Here is a 14,071-nt window from a genome sequence, read left to right as displayed (position 1 = left end):
GGTGACAGGCTCAGTTTCCAAAGCGACCTGCGGAGTTTTTCGCCAGTACTTCACAGAACACTCAGTCGCCCATCAAGCCGGCTTTCGATGGGCTGCACTGCATGGGAGCGAACCTGACGTCTGGCCCTCTTTCTACTCAGTTCCTCAACGGCCGCTCTTTTGCCGCGCCCCAGAAACTGAGCCGCGCATCGGGCGCGTGCCTGAGGAGAATGATCTCCATCCGTGCACGAAGGTCGCTGCTAAAGCGTGACGCGTTCCGGGCGCCCCAGACGCCGATATAGCACGCGTCCGAGGCATCGTTGCGAAACACCACGCCGCCGCCAATGGCAGAAGCCAGACCACCTTCGCCCACCACGCCGCCTGCGCCATAAACCGCCACGACACTTTGCAACGGTGCAACGCTGACCACGGTGTCACCGGAGGGAGCAAAACCGGATTGCCTGAAAAAATAGACGGGGATCGGAGGCTCAGTCATTCGCTTGGCTCTCAGGAGAAGCAACCGAGATCGGAGCGCTGTTTAAAGCGCAGGTCAACTCCATAACGGCCAGGCTATTAGTTCGGATTGCAAAGCCAGCTGTCACAGACGCATGTCAGATCTCGTGAGGATCGCAGTGCTGGAACCAGTATCGTATCGCTCCGCTGGCAGAGCGGGTCCGGAAGCCGGGTGGGCATCCTATCGCGATGCTTGGGACCATCGCCAAGCTTCACCGCCAGCGCCCTTGGGTAGCGCTCGCTCAGCTCACATGACGTACTGCAGGAGAGTGCTTCTCTGCTGCGAATTGTTCGGCAGAGAAGTCTCCCCCAGGCCGATATCGCGCGGGTCGTCCCCGCGCGAAAAGGATCACATGGCCTTGAGAGCCCAGTCGACAATATTCGCGCCGACCTGTGCAAATGCCTTGTCCAGCGCTTCGATGAAGCGGCGGTTCTCGGTTCCGGCGACCGGCACCGTTGCCTTGAAGACGGTCTGTGCACGAACGCTGCCGTTGCGGTCGTTCAAGAGCTTTGCCGAGATCTCCACCGTGGCGAGCCTGTTGCCCTCAGTGACCACTTCGAAGCTGCGTATATCGGTTACGACCTGATAGTCGATCGCCAGACCCTGCCCCGGCTTGCCGACGCCGCCAACCCGTCCGGAGTTTTCGAACGCTTCGACCAGCTTCGACTGGACCAGCGCCGGAAGCCTGTCACCCCAGCGGGAATTGGCCAGATACTGAACCTCGGAGGGTGAAATACGCACAACGACCTGGTCGCTGTTGAGCATCTTGACCGCAGTCGGTTCAGGCACCAGGATTTGCCGGCTCTTCGCGGTTGCTCCGCTCGCCATCGGCGTGATCGACAGGTCGAACGTGTCGTTGTTCGCCTTGCTGCCACAACCGGCCAGAAGTGCTGCCATCAAAGGGGCTGCGATGATGATCGGATGGCGCATGACGCGAAGCATCGCAGATCCTTGCATAAAACCCTGAACTCCCCGCATGTTAGCGCCGTGTCCTGCCATCGTACTCTTTCACCGTTTCGCCGCCGAAGATCAGGCGCTGGGGGTTCTGGTCAAAATTGCTGATTGCCTGATTGAGCGACTGCACGGTTCCGCGCGTGTCGTTGATCAGCGTTTGGATGTCTCTCAAGCCACCGGACGAAAAGCGCGACAGGTTGTCGGCAATCGGTCCAACGCGCGAATTGATATTGTCGGCGACGGTGCGGAAGGATTCGAGCGTCTTGCGCGCCTCGGCAAACAGACCCTGCGAGTCGTCGCTGGAGACCAGCCCGTCCACCTTCGCCAGAATTCCGTCGACGCGGTTCGATGCGTTGTTCAGCTTGGTCGACATGTCCGTGAAGTTGGAGATCGCACCGTTGATGTCGTCGCGGCGGCGCGACACGTCGTCGATCACGTCGCGCGCCGAGCTGAGCGTCTGGCGTGCGTCTTCGGATGCCGACGAGATGTTGCGGATCGTTGCGCCGACCTGATTGACGTCGACGGCCGCCATCAGCGTATCGGCGCGTTTCAGGGCGCTCTGCGCATCGACGCCTGCCTGCTGGAAGCTCGCAGCCGCCTGGGTCACGTTCTGCACCAGAGGGCCGAAGTTGTCCGAGGCATTGGCAATGTTGCGAGTCACCCGTTCGGCGTTCGTGACAACCTGATTGACGCGCTCCGCATCGATTGCCCGTACCAGCTGGTCGGCTGCTTCGAGCGTCGAGTTCAACGTGCCGGAGACGCGATCGACCGTCGCCGACAGCGTCGAGAGGCTGTTCAGGAATTTGTCGATGCTGTCCGAATTGTTGCTGAGCGCAGCCGTAAACGTCTCGACGTTGCGGATAGTCTGCGTCAGCGGACCGCGTGCGTCTCCGACAAATCCCTGGATGTCGCCAATTGCCTGGTCTGCCCGGTCGAGGATCTTGTCGGCCGTCGCAAGAAGGTTGGTCACGCTCGACTGGTCGGCGATCAGCACCGCAGGACGGCCACTCTCGATCGCCTTCTGCAGGATGTTTTCTTCACCCTTGGCACCACCCGACATTTCCACATAGGCAGCGCCCGTCAGGCCCTGAACTTCCAGAACGGCCTTGGTCGACTGGTAGACAGGTGCGTCGGCGCGCACTTCGGTGAACGCGATCGAGTAGCGCGGATCATCCGGGTCGATGCTGAGGCTGCGCACGGAGCCGACTGGGATGCCGTTGAAGCGCACCGCCGAACCAACGGAAAGACCGTTTGCGGAGCCCGGAATGCGAATCGCCAGCTCAGCCGTGGGGCCTCCCCGGCCGGACGAAGCCATCCAGTAGACGAACCCGAAAGCGGCAGCCATTACCAGCAAGGTAAAAAAGCCAACGAGGGCGTAATTTGCTTTAGTTTCCATAGGTTACATCACTTCTCAGATTCGCCGTCGGGCCTGGTCTCATCGGTCACGACGGAACGCGCGCGCTTGCCCTTGAAATAGGACTGAACCCACGGATCGTCGAAGGCGAACATATCCTCAAGCGTGCCTTCCACCAAGACCCGTTTCTGCCCAAGCACGGCAATGCGATCACAAACGGAAAACAGGCTGTCGAGGTCGTGGGTCACCATGTACACGGTGAGGCCAAGCGTATCGCGCAGCCTTGCAATCAAGGCATCGAAATCGGCAGCGCCGATGGGATCGAGCCCGGATGTCGGCTCGTCGAGGAAAACCAGATCGGGGTCGAGCGCCAGAGCGCGCGCAAGGGCTGCACGCTTGATCATGCCGCCGGATAGTTCGGACGGATACTTGTCGGCCGCATCGGGCGGCAGGCCCACCATCTCAAGCTTCACATAGGCGAGTTCGTCCATCAGCGACTGCGGCAGATCGAGATACTCGCGCATCGGCAGCTGGATGTTTTCTTTCACCGTCAGTGCCGAAAACAGCGCACCGTGCTGGAACAGCACGCCGAGCCGCGTATCGAGCGCCACGCGCTGCTGTTCGTCGGCCGTGGCATAATCAACTCCGAGGATCTCGATCGTACCTGAGCGCTGCGGCAGCAATCTGAGAACCGTGCGCATCAGCACCGACTTACCGGTGCCCGACGCTCCGACGAAGCCGAGGATCTCGCCCCGGTAGATATCGAGGTTCAGATTGTCCAGCACGAGCTTCGAGCCGAAGCCGACCGTCAGATCCTTGACCGACAGCACGACCTTGCGCTCGTCGCTCTTCGTCTCCGCGGGTTTGGTATTGTCAAAGGTTTGAACGTCTTCCACGCCGGTCCCCATCAAAAATCGATCGCGGAATAGAAAATCGCAAACATCGCGTCGATCAGGATCACCGCGAAGATCGATTTCACCACCGACGAGGTGACGTGCTGGCCAAGCGATTCTGCGCTGCCGCCGACTTTCATTCCCTCGACAGCCGCCACGATGCCGATTGCCAGCGCCATGAACGGCGCCTTGATCATGCCTGATGCCACCGACGAGAAGTCGACCGCCTCCTTGAGGCGCGACAGGAACGTATCGAAAGTAATGCCGGAGTAGACCAGCGTGATCACCGCAGCGCCGTAGAGGGCCGACAGGTTCGCCACGATGGTCAGGAGCGGCAGTGCGATCGTCAGGGCGACAAGTCGCGGGAACACGAGCACACCGACGGGATTGAGGCCGATGACGGTCAGCGCGTCGATTTCCTCGCGCATCTTCATGGAGCCGATTTCGGCGGTGATCGCGCTTCCCGAACGGCCGGCGATCATGATCGCCGTGATCAGAACGCCGATTTCGCGAAGCTGCAGAATGCCGACCAAGTCGACGACGAAGATTTCTGCCCCGAAATACCGGAGCTGGAAAGCGCCCTGCTGGGCAATGATCGCGCCGATCAGAAACGACATCAGCAGGATGATCGGAACCGCACGCACGCCCATCCGGTCGATATGCGTCACGACGGATGCAGGAGAGACGCCGGATCCGCGGCCGAATTTCAGCTGTGCGCCACGGACCGCCGAGCCGAGAATGTGCATGGCGGCGACGAAGTCACCGGCAAATTCCGTCATCGTCTTGCCGACCGGGCTGAACACGCGATCAAACAGCGACCGCTTGTCCTGATCGTTGGGCGGCGGTGCCGGGGTCTTTTCCGGCAGGGCGCCAACCAGTTCCTCGATCGTCCCTTCCGCCCCGACCAACTTCGCGTCGCGACCCTGCTCGGCTTTTGCCGACAGAAGACGGCGAATCAGCCAGGCGCCGGATGTATCGATTCCGTCGATCCCCGAGACGTCGATCTCGAGGGATCCAGACCCGCTGCTCTTTTCAAGATCGCCAAACGCCTTGAGGACCGGCGAAATCGAATGATTGCGCCATTCTCCGGCCAGAATGTAGCGCTCGCCATCGCCGCCGGGCAGGTCTTCGGCTTTGATTTCGGCAGGTTGTGACGGCACAGGTTTCTTTCGGCTTAGGTTAAGCAGCACGCGGCTGCGATCTGCTGTTGATCGCAGCACTGAGAGCGGCAATATAGCGACCCTGAACGGATTTGCCACAACGCCCAGGTGGAAAACCATGACGCGTCACTTCGAAGCAACAATCGAGAAATTCCCGATCGCCGGGGTGTTTACGATTTCCCGCGGCTCCAAGACCGAAGCCGAGGTCGTGACCTGTACGATCACCCGGGATGGCATCACCGGCCGGGGCGAATGCGTTCCTTACAGACGCTACGGCGAAACGACGGACGGCGTGCTGGCCGAGATCAACTCCCTCGCGTCGATGATGCACGATGGCATGGATCGCCACATACTGCAGACCCGATTGCGGCCGGGAGCCGCGCGCAACGCGGTGGACTGCGCCTTGTGGGATCTGGAAGCCAAGACCCTCGGCCGATCGGTCGCATCGATGATTGAAGCTGCCGAAAAGCCGCTCATCACCGCATTTACGCTGTCACTCGGCGAACCCGAGGCAATGGCGGAGGATGCGCGCAGGAATGCCGAACGTCCGCTGCTCAAGATCAAGCTCGGCACTGAAGACGACGAAAGCCGGATGCGAGCCGTGCGGCAGGCAGCGCCCGATTCGCGCCTGATCGTCGATGCCAACGAGGGTTGGACCGAGGACAATCTGGCCCGCCATCTGGAAGTCGCGGATGCCCTTGGCGTTTCGCTGATCGAACAGCCGCTTCCAGCAGGCAAGGATGCGATTCTCGCCACCATCCGCCGCACGGTGATGATCTGCGCCGACGAAAGCGTACACGCAACGGGCGATCTGGCGAGTTTGAGAAACCGCTATGATGCCGTCAATATCAAGCTCGACAAGACCGGCGGGCTGACCGAGGCGCTGATCATGAAAGAGGAAGCAGAACGGCTCGGCTTTGCTGTCATGATCGGCTGCATGGTCGGAACGTCGCTGGCCATGGCACCGGCCGTACTTCTGGCGCAAGGTGCCGATTACGCGGATCTCGACGGTCCCTTGCTTTTGGCGCACGACCGTCCGGACGGGCTGCAATACGAAGGGTCCCTCGTCTACCCGCCCCGGCCGAACCTCTGGGGTTGAGTCTCAAGCGGAAAGTCGTGGCCGTTACGCGGCCTGCATGCCCCTGATCGTCTCCGGTGCCGGCAGCGTCGTGATTTCCGCGGTCTTCGCGATCTTCTGCCAGGAGATCAGCTCCAGCGTCCCGTCACGATGCTCGGCAATCGCCGTGCAGCTTTCGACCCAGTCGCCCGTGTTGACGTAGTGGATCCCGTCGATGTCTTCCATGACCGCATGATGGATATGGCCGCAGATGATGCCATCGACATTGTTGCGACGAGCCTCGTCGACGACAACCTTCTGGAACTCGCCGATGAAATTCACGGCGTGCTTCACCTGCAGCTTGGCCCAGGCAGAGAATGACCAGTATGGCAGGCCGATGCGGCGGCGCACCGCTGCAAGACCGACATTGATGGCGATTGCCGCATCATAGGCCCAGTCACCGAGATAGGCGAGCAGACGCGCATTGCGCACCACGACGTCGAACTCGTCACCGTGCAGCACCAGGTATTTCCGCCCGTCTGCCATCTCGTAGATCATCCGGTCTGCGACCTCGATACCGCCGAAATGCATGCCGGGGAAATCCCGCAGGAATTCGTCGTGGTTTCCCGGAATGTAGACGATCCGCGTGCCCTTTCGTGCCTTGCGCAGAAGCTTCTGAACCACGTCGTTACAGCCCTGCGGCCAGTTCCAGCTGCGCTTCAACCGCCAGCCGTCGACGATATCGCCGACCAGCACGATCGTTTCCGCCTCGTGGTAGCGCAGGAAATCGAGGAGAAAGTCCGTGCGGGCGGCCTTGGAGCCGAGATGCACGTCCGAAATGAACAGGGTTCTGAAATGCCTTGTCTCGATTGCATCGGCCACGGAAACGTCCCTTCGTTACCTACCTTGTCCTACCCTTCGAAAATCAGACTCGTGTTTCAGGATGATGACAGGGGCGCGATCGCCGCAGTCGGCGACCACCCGAAACCGGCGGCAAAATCCGACAGCATCGCAAATATTGTAGTTTCTCGATGGATCGATTGATGTAAGGAGGGGACTCGCATGTCAGGACGGAAATCGTTACGAGGAGCCATAAGAGCATGGATGGGCACGACAATCCGAAACCATCGCCGGTAACCGGAGATCTCGACGAACAGGCTCTCTTCTTCCACCGCTATCCCCGCCCCGGCAAACTGGAAATCCAGGCCACCAAGCCGCTCGGCAACCAGCGCGACCTGGCACTTGCCTATTCGCCGGGTGTGGCCGCTCCTTGCCTTGCGATCCGCGACAATCCGGAAATGGCCGCGGAATTTACCGCGCGTGCCAATCTGGTCGCCGTGGTCTCCAACGGCACTGCCGTGCTCGGTCTCGGCAATATCGGCCCGCTTGCCTCCAAGCCGGTAATGGAAGGCAAGGCCGTCCTCTTCAAGAAATTCGCCGGCATCGATGTGTTCGACATCGAAATCGACGCGCCGGGCATCGAAGCCATGGTCTCGACGATCTCGGCACTCGAGCCGACCTTCGGCGGCATCAACCTCGAAGACATCAAGTCTCCGGAATGTTTCGAAGTCGAGCGTCGTCTTCGCGAAAAGATGAATATCCCGGTCTTCCATGACGATCAGCACGGAACGGCGATCATTGTCGCCGCCGCGATCCTCAACGGCCTGGAGCTTGCCGGCAAGACGATCGATAACGTCAAGATCGTCACGTCGGGCGCCGGTGCAGCGGCGCTTGCCTGCCTGCATCTTCTCGTGTCGCTTGGTGCGAAGAAGGAAAACATCTGGGTCCACGATATCGAAGGGCTGGTCTATGAGGGCCGCGTCGAGCTGATGGACGAGTGGAAGGCGATCTACGCCCAGAAAAGCGACAACCGCGTTCTGGCCGACAATATCGCCGGCGCAGACGTCTTCCTCGGCCTGTCGGCCGCAGGCGTGTTGAAGCCCGAACTTCTGGTGCAGATGGCCGAAAAGCCGCTGATCATGGCGCTCGCCAACCCGACGCCGGAAATCATGCCGGAACTCGCCCGCGCCGAGCGTCCCGACGCGATGATCTGCACCGGCCGCTCGGATTTCGCCAACCAGGTCAACAACGTCCTCTGCTTCCCCTACATCTTCCGTGGTGCACTCGATTGCGGCGCCCGCACGATCAACGAAGAAATGAAGATGGCGGCGGTCAAGGCGATCGCGGCACTTGCCCGCGAGGAAGTCTCCGACGTCGCCGCGAAAGCCTATTCCGGTGAAACGCCGATCTTTGGCCCCGACTACCTGATCCCATCGCCATTTGATCCGCGGCTGATCCTGCGCATCGCGCCGGCCGTCGCAAGGGCTGCGGCCGAAAGCGGCGTCGCCGCTCGTCCGATCCAGGATTTTGAAGCCTATCTCGACCAGCTTAGCCGATTCGTCTGGCGCTCCGGCTTCGTGATGAAGCCGATCTTCACGGCGGCCAAGACTGCCGAGAGAAATCGCGTCATCTTCGCCGAAGGCGAGGACGAACGCGTTCTGAGGGCCGCACAGATCCTGCTCGAAGAGCAGATCGCAAGGCCCATCCTGATCGGCCGTCCCTCGGTCATCGAAGCGCGTCTCCAGCGTTTCGGCATCCGCATCCGCCCGAATGTCGATTTCGCCGTCGTCAACCCGGAAGACGATCCGCGTTACCGCGGCTATGTCGACGACTATTTTGCGCTTGTCGGCCGCCAGGGCGTCAATCCGGAAGCAGCACGAACCATCGTGCGCACCAGCAACACGGTCATCGGCGCGCTATCGGTCCAGCGCGGCGAGGCCGATGCGCTGATCTGCGGCATCGAAGGCCGCTACGACCGGCATCTGCGCGACGTCAACCAGATCATCGGCAAACGCGAAGGCACGAAGACGCTCGCCGGCCTCAGCCTGCTGATTTCGCAGCGCGGTGCGATCTTCTTCACAGACACGTTCGTCAACTACAATCCGACCGCCGAAGAGATTGCCGAGATCACCATTCTCTCGGCCCAGGAAGTGCGCCGCTTCGGCATCAAGCCGAAGGCGGCCCTCATCTGCCACTCCAATTTCGGCTCGCGCAATTCCGAAAGCGCCGCGAAGATGCGCGACGCACTCGCCATCATTCGCGAACGGGCGCCGGATCTGGAAGTCGACGGTGAAATGCAGGGTGGCTCGGCGCTTTCCGAGGAACTGCGCAAGCGTGCCATGCCGAGCACCACATTGTCCGGTGAAGCCAATCTGCTGGTCTTCCCGAACCTCGATGCGGCCAGCATCTCGCTTGGCCTGGTGCGCACCATGATGGACGCGCTGCATGTCGGCCCGATCCTGCTTGGCACGGCAAAACCCGCCCATGTTCTCGGCCAGTCCGTCACATCCCGCGGCGTCGTCAATATGGCGGCTCTGGCCGTCGTCGAAGCCTCGCAGCCAGAGTCGCTGTTCGGCTAGGTCTCACAGAAGCCGGGGCGGTTTAGGATATCTTCATCCGCCCCGGCCTATGTTTGATGGGTTTTAACGAATTGCCGGAAAAGCGATGCGATTTCGCGGCCTGATCTTCATTCCGCTCGTCTTCGTCCCCGCCTCCGTCCTGGCGCGGGATGCGCAGCTTTGCGCAGATCTGTACCGCAAGCTTCACAGCACACCCGTTGTGATCGGCAATACCGCTGAGATGCGCCGATATGCGCAGGACCTCAGCCAGGCAAACTCCGACATCCGCAAACTTCGCGTCGACATGCGCCGCGCCGGATGCGGTGGCGGCAGCATTGTTTCCTTTGGCGCGGCCAAGGCCGACCAGTGCGAACCCCTTCTCGAGCAGTTGCAAGCCCTGGAGGAAAACCGCGAAGTGCTTGTTGACGAGCGCAACAAAGCCCGCAACCTGTCCGTCACCGGGGAAGAGCGCGGCGCAACCATCGTTGCCATCCGTCAGAATGCCTGCATTCCGTCCGATTTCCAGGATGTCGCGAAGGAGGAGGAAAAGGAACGGATCCGGGTGAAGGGGATCGCGCTACCGAAGGATGAGGAGGCCTATTCCGGCAGCATCACCGACCTGCGGACCCGCAAGCCTGCCACCGTCCAGAAGGTTGCGATCGATCCCACGCCGCCGGTACCGGAGCGGAATTACGAAACCTCCGCAAAGGTCCGCACGGTGGGTCCGATTTTTCTCCCTGAAGCCAGTATTGATCTGCGCCACCCCCGCGAAAATGGTCCGCAGCAACAGCAGTAGTCAGTCTCCCTGCCAGCGCTCGGAAAACACCAGGTCTTCCAGTGCAAGGCGCTGGCGCCAGCCGCGCACGGCCAGTTCCGGCTCGCTGTAGAGCTTGTCCACATGGCCGAGACAGAGCCAGGCGACGATCGCCACGCGCTCTGGGATACCCAGCAGCCTGCGCACGTCCTCATCGCGGAAAATGCTGACCCAGCCGACACCGACGCCTTCGGCGCGCGCGGCAAGCCACAGGTTCTGCACGGCGCAGACGGTGGAGTAGACATCCATGCGCGGATTGTGGGTGCGACCGAGCACGACCGGTCCCGCCCTGTCCGGATCACAGGTAACGCAGATCGATAGCGGCGCCTTGCGAATGCCTTCAAGCTTGAGGCTGCGATAAAGCTCGCGCTCGCCGCCGGAAAACATCTCGGCCGCCTCGTCATTGGCCTTGGAAAAGGCCTCCCAGGCCGCCTGCCGCATCGCCTGGTCACGGACGAGGATGAAGTTCCACGGCTGCATGAACCCGACTGACGGTGCGGCATGCGCGGCCGCCAGAAGACGGGTGACAAGCTCGTCGCTCAAGGGGTCGGCAAGGAACTGATCGCGAACGTCGCGTCGCGTTTCGATCACCCGGTAGATCGCTGCCCGCTCCGTCGCGGAAAAGGCGCCGGCCGGAGCAAGGCCTGCTTGCGTATCGTCGGACGGTTCTGGAATTGGCGGCATCGTCTATCCCCAACAGTGCTTGCGACGGCTGAAGCAAAACTGCCGAGGCTATGCCCGACCATACCAGATATCGCAAGCCCATCACGAAACAGGAAAATACCTGACATAGGCGAATTCGTCACCGTCCGGTGACCAGTTTGGCGAATTCATCGTGCCCTGCCCGCCGAACAGTTCGAACAGCGTTTCGACATTGCTGCCATCCATATCCATCAGCCGAACCCGGACATCGAGATCGCGCGGATGATCGAACACGTCGCCGTCATAGGATACGAAAACGATCTTGTCTCCCTTCGGTGACGGATGCGGAAACCAGTCGCCATAGGGGCTGTCGGTGATGCGCTCCGCCGAGCCGCCCAAAGCCGGCACGCGCCAGATCTGCATGGTGCCCGTGCGGCTCGAATTGAAATAGATCCAGTTCCCGTCCGGGGAGTAGTCAGGCCCGTCGTTGCGGCCTTCGCCATGGGTGAGCCGCATCTCCTCGCCGCCTTCGACCGCAATCGTATAGATATCGAAAACGTCGTCGCGGATGCCGCAATAGGCGAAGCGCTGTCCGTCCGGAGACCAGCCGTGCCAGTAGGAGGGAAGGTTCCGTGTTACCAACCTTGGCTTGCCCCCGGTCGCGGCAAGCACATAGATCGCGGACTTGCCGAATTCGACCTTATCGGAAATCGCAACCAGCGTGCCGTCGGGCGAGATGCCATGGTCGTTGTTGCAGGCAACCGCGAACTCGGTGTCAACGATCATCGGAGGCGTGTCGCCGGCCACGGGCAGCCGATAGATCAGCCCGTCGCTGTTGAGCATGAGGAAACGTCCGTCCGGCGCCCAGTTCGGCGCTTCGAAAAGCGCGCTCGTTTGCCAGACAATCCGGCTCTGTCGCGTCCGGATATTATAGATTTCGACCGAACTGCGCATTGCATCCTCTCACGGCTATTTGCTGGCAGCTCGAGGTTACGACGCCTGAACACAAGGTGGCAAGTCACGCGAATTTACCCAGCGCAGCTCTAAAAACACATCATTAAAAACTGACGGACGCGATTCATGGATTCTTTATAACCGCATAACATTATATTCGAATATACTCATACAATGGGAGTTGGTGATGAGAATCCGATCCTTGCTGCGATGCCGTTCGGGCAGTTCCGCCGTCGAATTCGCGATCATCGCACCGGTCCTGCTTCTGATGCTCTTCAGCCTGATCGGCTATGGCGTCTACCTCGCTGCGGCCCACGCCGTGCAGCAGATTGCCGCGGATGCGGCACGCACGGCTGTCGCCGGCCTCGATGCCAGCGAACGCCAGAAGCTGGTGCAGGAGTATCTCACCAAGTCGACGATGGACTATGCGCTTCTCGACAAGAAGAACTTCACGACGAAGGTGCAAAGCGACCCGAGCAACCCCAACCAGTTCACCGTATCGATCGAATACGACGCAAGTACCCTGCCGATTTTCAGTCTCTACAGCTACGCCATGCCGGACAAGCACATAAGGCGCTATTCGACCATGCGGATCGGAGGCATTTGAGATGCTTTTCCGCCTGAAGCGTCGTCAGACTATCGCCGGTGACCGAGCCGGCAACATTGCCATTACTGCTGCACTTGCCATGCCGCTTGCCATCGGAGCGCTGGCTCTCGGCGTCGACTATGGCAGCCTGACGCTGCAGCAGCGGCAGTTGCAGGCAAGCGCCGACCTTGCCGCGATTGCAGCGGCGGCCAACATTTCGACTGCGGAAAAATCCGCTTTCGACTTTTTCGCGATGAACGGTCAAAGCATTGGCGTCGTCAGGGCCGGCGGCCTGCTGACGACCAAGGGGGTTGTCCCATTCAACCCCAAGACGGCGCTCGAAGCCTATGGCAGCTATGCCGAGATCACCAGGGGCCGCTATGTACCCGATCCCGCGCAGCCTGCCGCGAACCGTTTTGTCGCCGGCGCAACACCGCCCGATGCGGTCCGCTTGACGCTCCGCAGCAAGAGCAACCTGATGTTCGGGGCAAGTCTCACCACCCCGCCGGCGCTTGCCGCATCCGGCACAGCAGCAACGGATAAGCTTGTGTCCTTCTCGATCGGCAGTCGTTTGGCAAGCGTCAACGAGGGTGTCCTCAATGCTCTGCTTGGCCAGATGCTCGGAACGACGATTTCCCTGAAGGCGATGGATTATCGGGCCCTCGCCGATGCCCAGGTCAATGCCTTGAAAACGATCGACCAGCTTGCTCTTGATCTTGGTCTCCAGTCAGGGACTTACGCGGATGTTCTCACAACCGACATCAACTATGGCAAGTTTGTCGGTGCCCTCGGCAAGACGACCGGAGTTACCCCCTCGGTCTCGACGGTCCTCTCCAATCTCGAAAAGACGCTCAACAAGACGAAGGTCATGGTCAAGCTCGAGGATACGCTGAAGCTGGGACCCGTATCTCAAAAGCTGATCGGCCAATCGAGTGGACTATCTGTCAACACCAGCGTCTTCGATCTGCTGTCGGCGGCCGCAACCGCTGCCAGCGGCGGCAAGCAGCTCTCTGTCGACCTTGGGACATCCATTCCCGGTGTCGCATCGTCCAAGGTGACCGTTGCGATCGGGGAGCCGCCGGTCGGGTCGTCCTACCTCGCAGTGGGTGCGCCGGGCACGATCGTCCGCACCGCTCAGACACGCGTGGCGGTCGAGGTCGTAGTTGATGGCCTTCAGGCGATCCTCGGGCTCAAGGTCCGCGTCCCCCTCTACCTGGAAGTTGCCTATGCCGAAGGACGGCTTGCCGGCATCACCTGTACGGGCGCGGCCAACAGCGCCACCGTCGATGTCGACGCCGTCCCGGGCATCGCGTCGATCGCGTTGGGCGACGTCGATACGACGGCATTCACGAACTTCGGCAAAGATCCGCGTGTCACGCGAGCCGACATCATCTCGACCCTTCTTCTCAAGGTCTCCGCCATGGCGGACACCACGTCGACCAATCTCAAGACAGAGCGATTGACGTTCTCGCCGGCGGATATCACCGCGAACAGGGTAAAGTCGACGTCGGTCAAGAACGTACTTGAGTCGCTGACGACGAGCCTGCTTTCCAAGCTCGTTGTGCGGGTAGACCTTCTCGGCCTTGGGCTCGGGCTGCCGCAACCCATTATCTCTGCCGTCGGCGCCACGCTCGGTGCGGCCATGACCCCGGTCGACACCGTCCTCTACAACGTCCTGCTGACCCTCGGCGTGCGCGTTGGTGAAGCGGATGTCCAGGTCGGTGGCGCGTCCTGCCGCAACCCCGTTCTCGTCCAGTAGGCGGCCC

13 protein-coding genes are annotated in these 14,071 nt (G+C 60.9%); 5 read left to right on the top strand and 8 right to left on the bottom strand.

The window, feature by feature from the left end:
* Nucleotides 1-136: 136 nt before the first annotated feature.
* The 5 genes from AC0JZ8_RS13385 to AC0JZ8_RS13365 all read right to left on the bottom strand — a co-directional run bounded on the left by AC0JZ8_RS13385 (nt 137) and on the right by AC0JZ8_RS13365 (nt 4,914).
* Nucleotides 137-475, bottom strand: coding sequence for a hypothetical protein (locus AC0JZ8_RS13385; RefSeq protein ID WP_471892709.1), 339 nt, complete (start codon nt 473-475; stop codon nt 137-139).
* 366 nt (nt 476-841) lie between these two features.
* Nucleotides 842-1,435, bottom strand: coding sequence for an ABC-type transport auxiliary lipoprotein family protein (locus AC0JZ8_RS13380; RefSeq protein WP_113110840.1), 594 nt, complete (start codon nt 1,433-1,435; stop codon nt 842-844).
* A gap of 37 nt (nt 1,436-1,472) precedes the next feature.
* A complete protein-coding gene (locus tag AC0JZ8_RS13375) occupies nt 1,473-2,843 on the bottom strand; it encodes an MlaD family protein (RefSeq protein ID WP_062456594.1) in 1,371 nt (456 codons plus the stop codon).
* An 8-nt stretch (nt 2,844-2,851) separates the two neighbouring features.
* Complete coding sequence (locus AC0JZ8_RS13370) at nt 2,852-3,709, bottom strand: ABC transporter ATP-binding protein (protein ID WP_062456591.1); 858 nt, start codon at nt 3,707-3,709, stop codon at nt 2,852-2,854.
* Nucleotides 3,709-4,914: an ABC transporter permease gene (locus AC0JZ8_RS13365; protein ID WP_371816186.1), complete on the bottom strand. Its 1,206-nt coding sequence runs from the start codon at nt 4,912-4,914 to the stop codon at nt 3,709-3,711. Before AC0JZ8_RS13365 ends, AC0JZ8_RS13370 begins: the two co-directional genes overlap by 1 nt.
* A gap of 58 nt (nt 4,915-4,972) precedes the next feature.
* Between AC0JZ8_RS13365 and dgcA the strand changes: the two genes are divergently transcribed.
* The gene (gene dgcA / locus AC0JZ8_RS13360; RefSeq protein WP_471892708.1) at nt 4,973-5,953 is read left to right on the top strand and encodes an N-acetyl-D-Glu racemase DgcA; all 981 of its coding nucleotides are present in this window, start codon (nt 4,973-4,975) and stop codon (nt 5,951-5,953) included.
* Nucleotides 5,954-5,977: 24 nt separating this feature from the next.
* On the opposite strand, the gene AC0JZ8_RS13355 is transcribed toward dgcA, so the two are convergent.
* Nucleotides 5,978-6,793, bottom strand: a complete 816-nt coding sequence (locus tag AC0JZ8_RS13355) for a UDP-2,3-diacylglucosamine diphosphatase (RefSeq protein ID WP_062580869.1) — start codon at nt 6,791-6,793, stop codon at nt 5,978-5,980.
* Nucleotides 6,794-7,011: 218 nt separating this feature from the next.
* Here AC0JZ8_RS13355 and AC0JZ8_RS13350 point away from each other — a divergent pair, with 218 nt between their 5' ends.
* Together AC0JZ8_RS13350 and AC0JZ8_RS13345 are read left to right on the top strand one after the other, a co-directional pair.
* Nucleotides 7,012-9,330: an NADP-dependent malic enzyme gene (locus AC0JZ8_RS13350; RefSeq protein ID WP_062456577.1), complete on the top strand. Its 2,319-nt coding sequence runs from the start codon at nt 7,012-7,014 to the stop codon at nt 9,328-9,330.
* Nucleotides 9,331-9,415: 85 nt separating this feature from the next.
* Nucleotides 9,416-10,105 (top strand): hypothetical protein, encoded by a 690-nt coding sequence (locus AC0JZ8_RS13345; RefSeq protein ID WP_092660813.1) that lies wholly within the window; start codon nt 9,416-9,418, stop codon nt 10,103-10,105.
* Here the strand turns inward: AC0JZ8_RS13345 and bluB are convergent, their stop codons facing one another.
* Nucleotides 10,106-10,807 carry a 5,6-dimethylbenzimidazole synthase gene (bluB, locus tag AC0JZ8_RS13340; protein ID WP_471892707.1) on the bottom strand — a complete coding sequence of 234 codons (702 nt, stop codon included), beginning with the start codon at nt 10,805-10,807 and terminating at the stop codon, nt 10,106-10,108. It abuts the gene before it with no gap.
* 81 nt (nt 10,808-10,888) lie between these two features.
* Nucleotides 10,889-11,719 carry a TolB family protein gene (locus tag AC0JZ8_RS13335; protein WP_113110583.1) on the bottom strand — a complete coding sequence of 277 codons (831 nt, stop codon included), beginning with the start codon at nt 11,717-11,719 and terminating at the stop codon, nt 10,889-10,891.
* Nucleotides 11,720-11,906: 187 nt separating this feature from the next.
* On the opposite strand from AC0JZ8_RS13335, the gene AC0JZ8_RS13330 reads away from it, so the two are divergent.
* Both AC0JZ8_RS13330 and AC0JZ8_RS13325 read left to right on the top strand, forming a co-directional pair.
* Nucleotides 11,907-12,326, top strand: a complete 420-nt coding sequence (locus tag AC0JZ8_RS13330) for a TadE/TadG family type IV pilus assembly protein (RefSeq protein ID WP_062456567.1) — start codon at nt 11,907-11,909, stop codon at nt 12,324-12,326.
* A 1-nt stretch (nt 12,327) separates the two neighbouring features.
* Nucleotides 12,328-14,064 (top strand): pilus assembly protein TadG-related protein, encoded by a 1,737-nt coding sequence (locus AC0JZ8_RS13325; RefSeq protein ID WP_471892706.1) that lies wholly within the window; start codon nt 12,328-12,330, stop codon nt 14,062-14,064.
* Nucleotides 14,065-14,071 lie beyond the last annotated feature (7 nt).

It is taken from the genome of Velazquezella soli (assembly GCF_977018685.1).
This window is presented reverse-complemented; position numbering and strand designations above follow the sequence as displayed.

Coding starts and splice junctions, on each gene's coding strand:
- bluB (WP_471892707.1), bottom strand. CDS start 10,807: ATGCCGCCAATTCCAGAACCGTCCGACGATACGCAAGCAGGCCTTGCT.
- AC0JZ8_RS13350 (WP_062456577.1), top strand. CDS start 7,012: ATGGATGGGCACGACAATCCGAAACCATCGCCGGTAACCGGAGATCTC.
- AC0JZ8_RS13345 (WP_092660813.1), top strand. CDS start 9,416: ATGCGATTTCGCGGCCTGATCTTCATTCCGCTCGTCTTCGTCCCCGCC.
- AC0JZ8_RS13375 (WP_062456594.1), bottom strand. CDS start 2,843: ATGGAAACTAAAGCAAATTACGCCCTCGTTGGCTTTTTTACCTTGCTG.
- AC0JZ8_RS13370 (WP_062456591.1), bottom strand. CDS start 3,709: ATGGGGACCGGCGTGGAAGACGTTCAAACCTTTGACAATACCAAACCC.
- AC0JZ8_RS13330 (WP_062456567.1), top strand. CDS start 11,907: ATGAGAATCCGATCCTTGCTGCGATGCCGTTCGGGCAGTTCCGCCGTC.
- AC0JZ8_RS13335 (WP_113110583.1), bottom strand. CDS start 11,719: ATGCGCAGTTCGGTCGAAATCTATAATATCCGGACGCGACAGAGCCGG.
- AC0JZ8_RS13380 (WP_113110840.1), bottom strand. CDS start 1,435: ATGCTTCGCGTCATGCGCCATCCGATCATCATCGCAGCCCCTTTGATG.
- dgcA (WP_471892708.1), top strand. CDS start 4,973: ATGACGCGTCACTTCGAAGCAACAATCGAGAAATTCCCGATCGCCGGG.
- AC0JZ8_RS13385 (WP_471892709.1), bottom strand. CDS start 475: ATGACTGAGCCTCCGATCCCCGTCTATTTTTTCAGGCAATCCGGTTTT.
- AC0JZ8_RS13325 (WP_471892706.1), top strand. CDS start 12,328: ATGCTTTTCCGCCTGAAGCGTCGTCAGACTATCGCCGGTGACCGAGCC.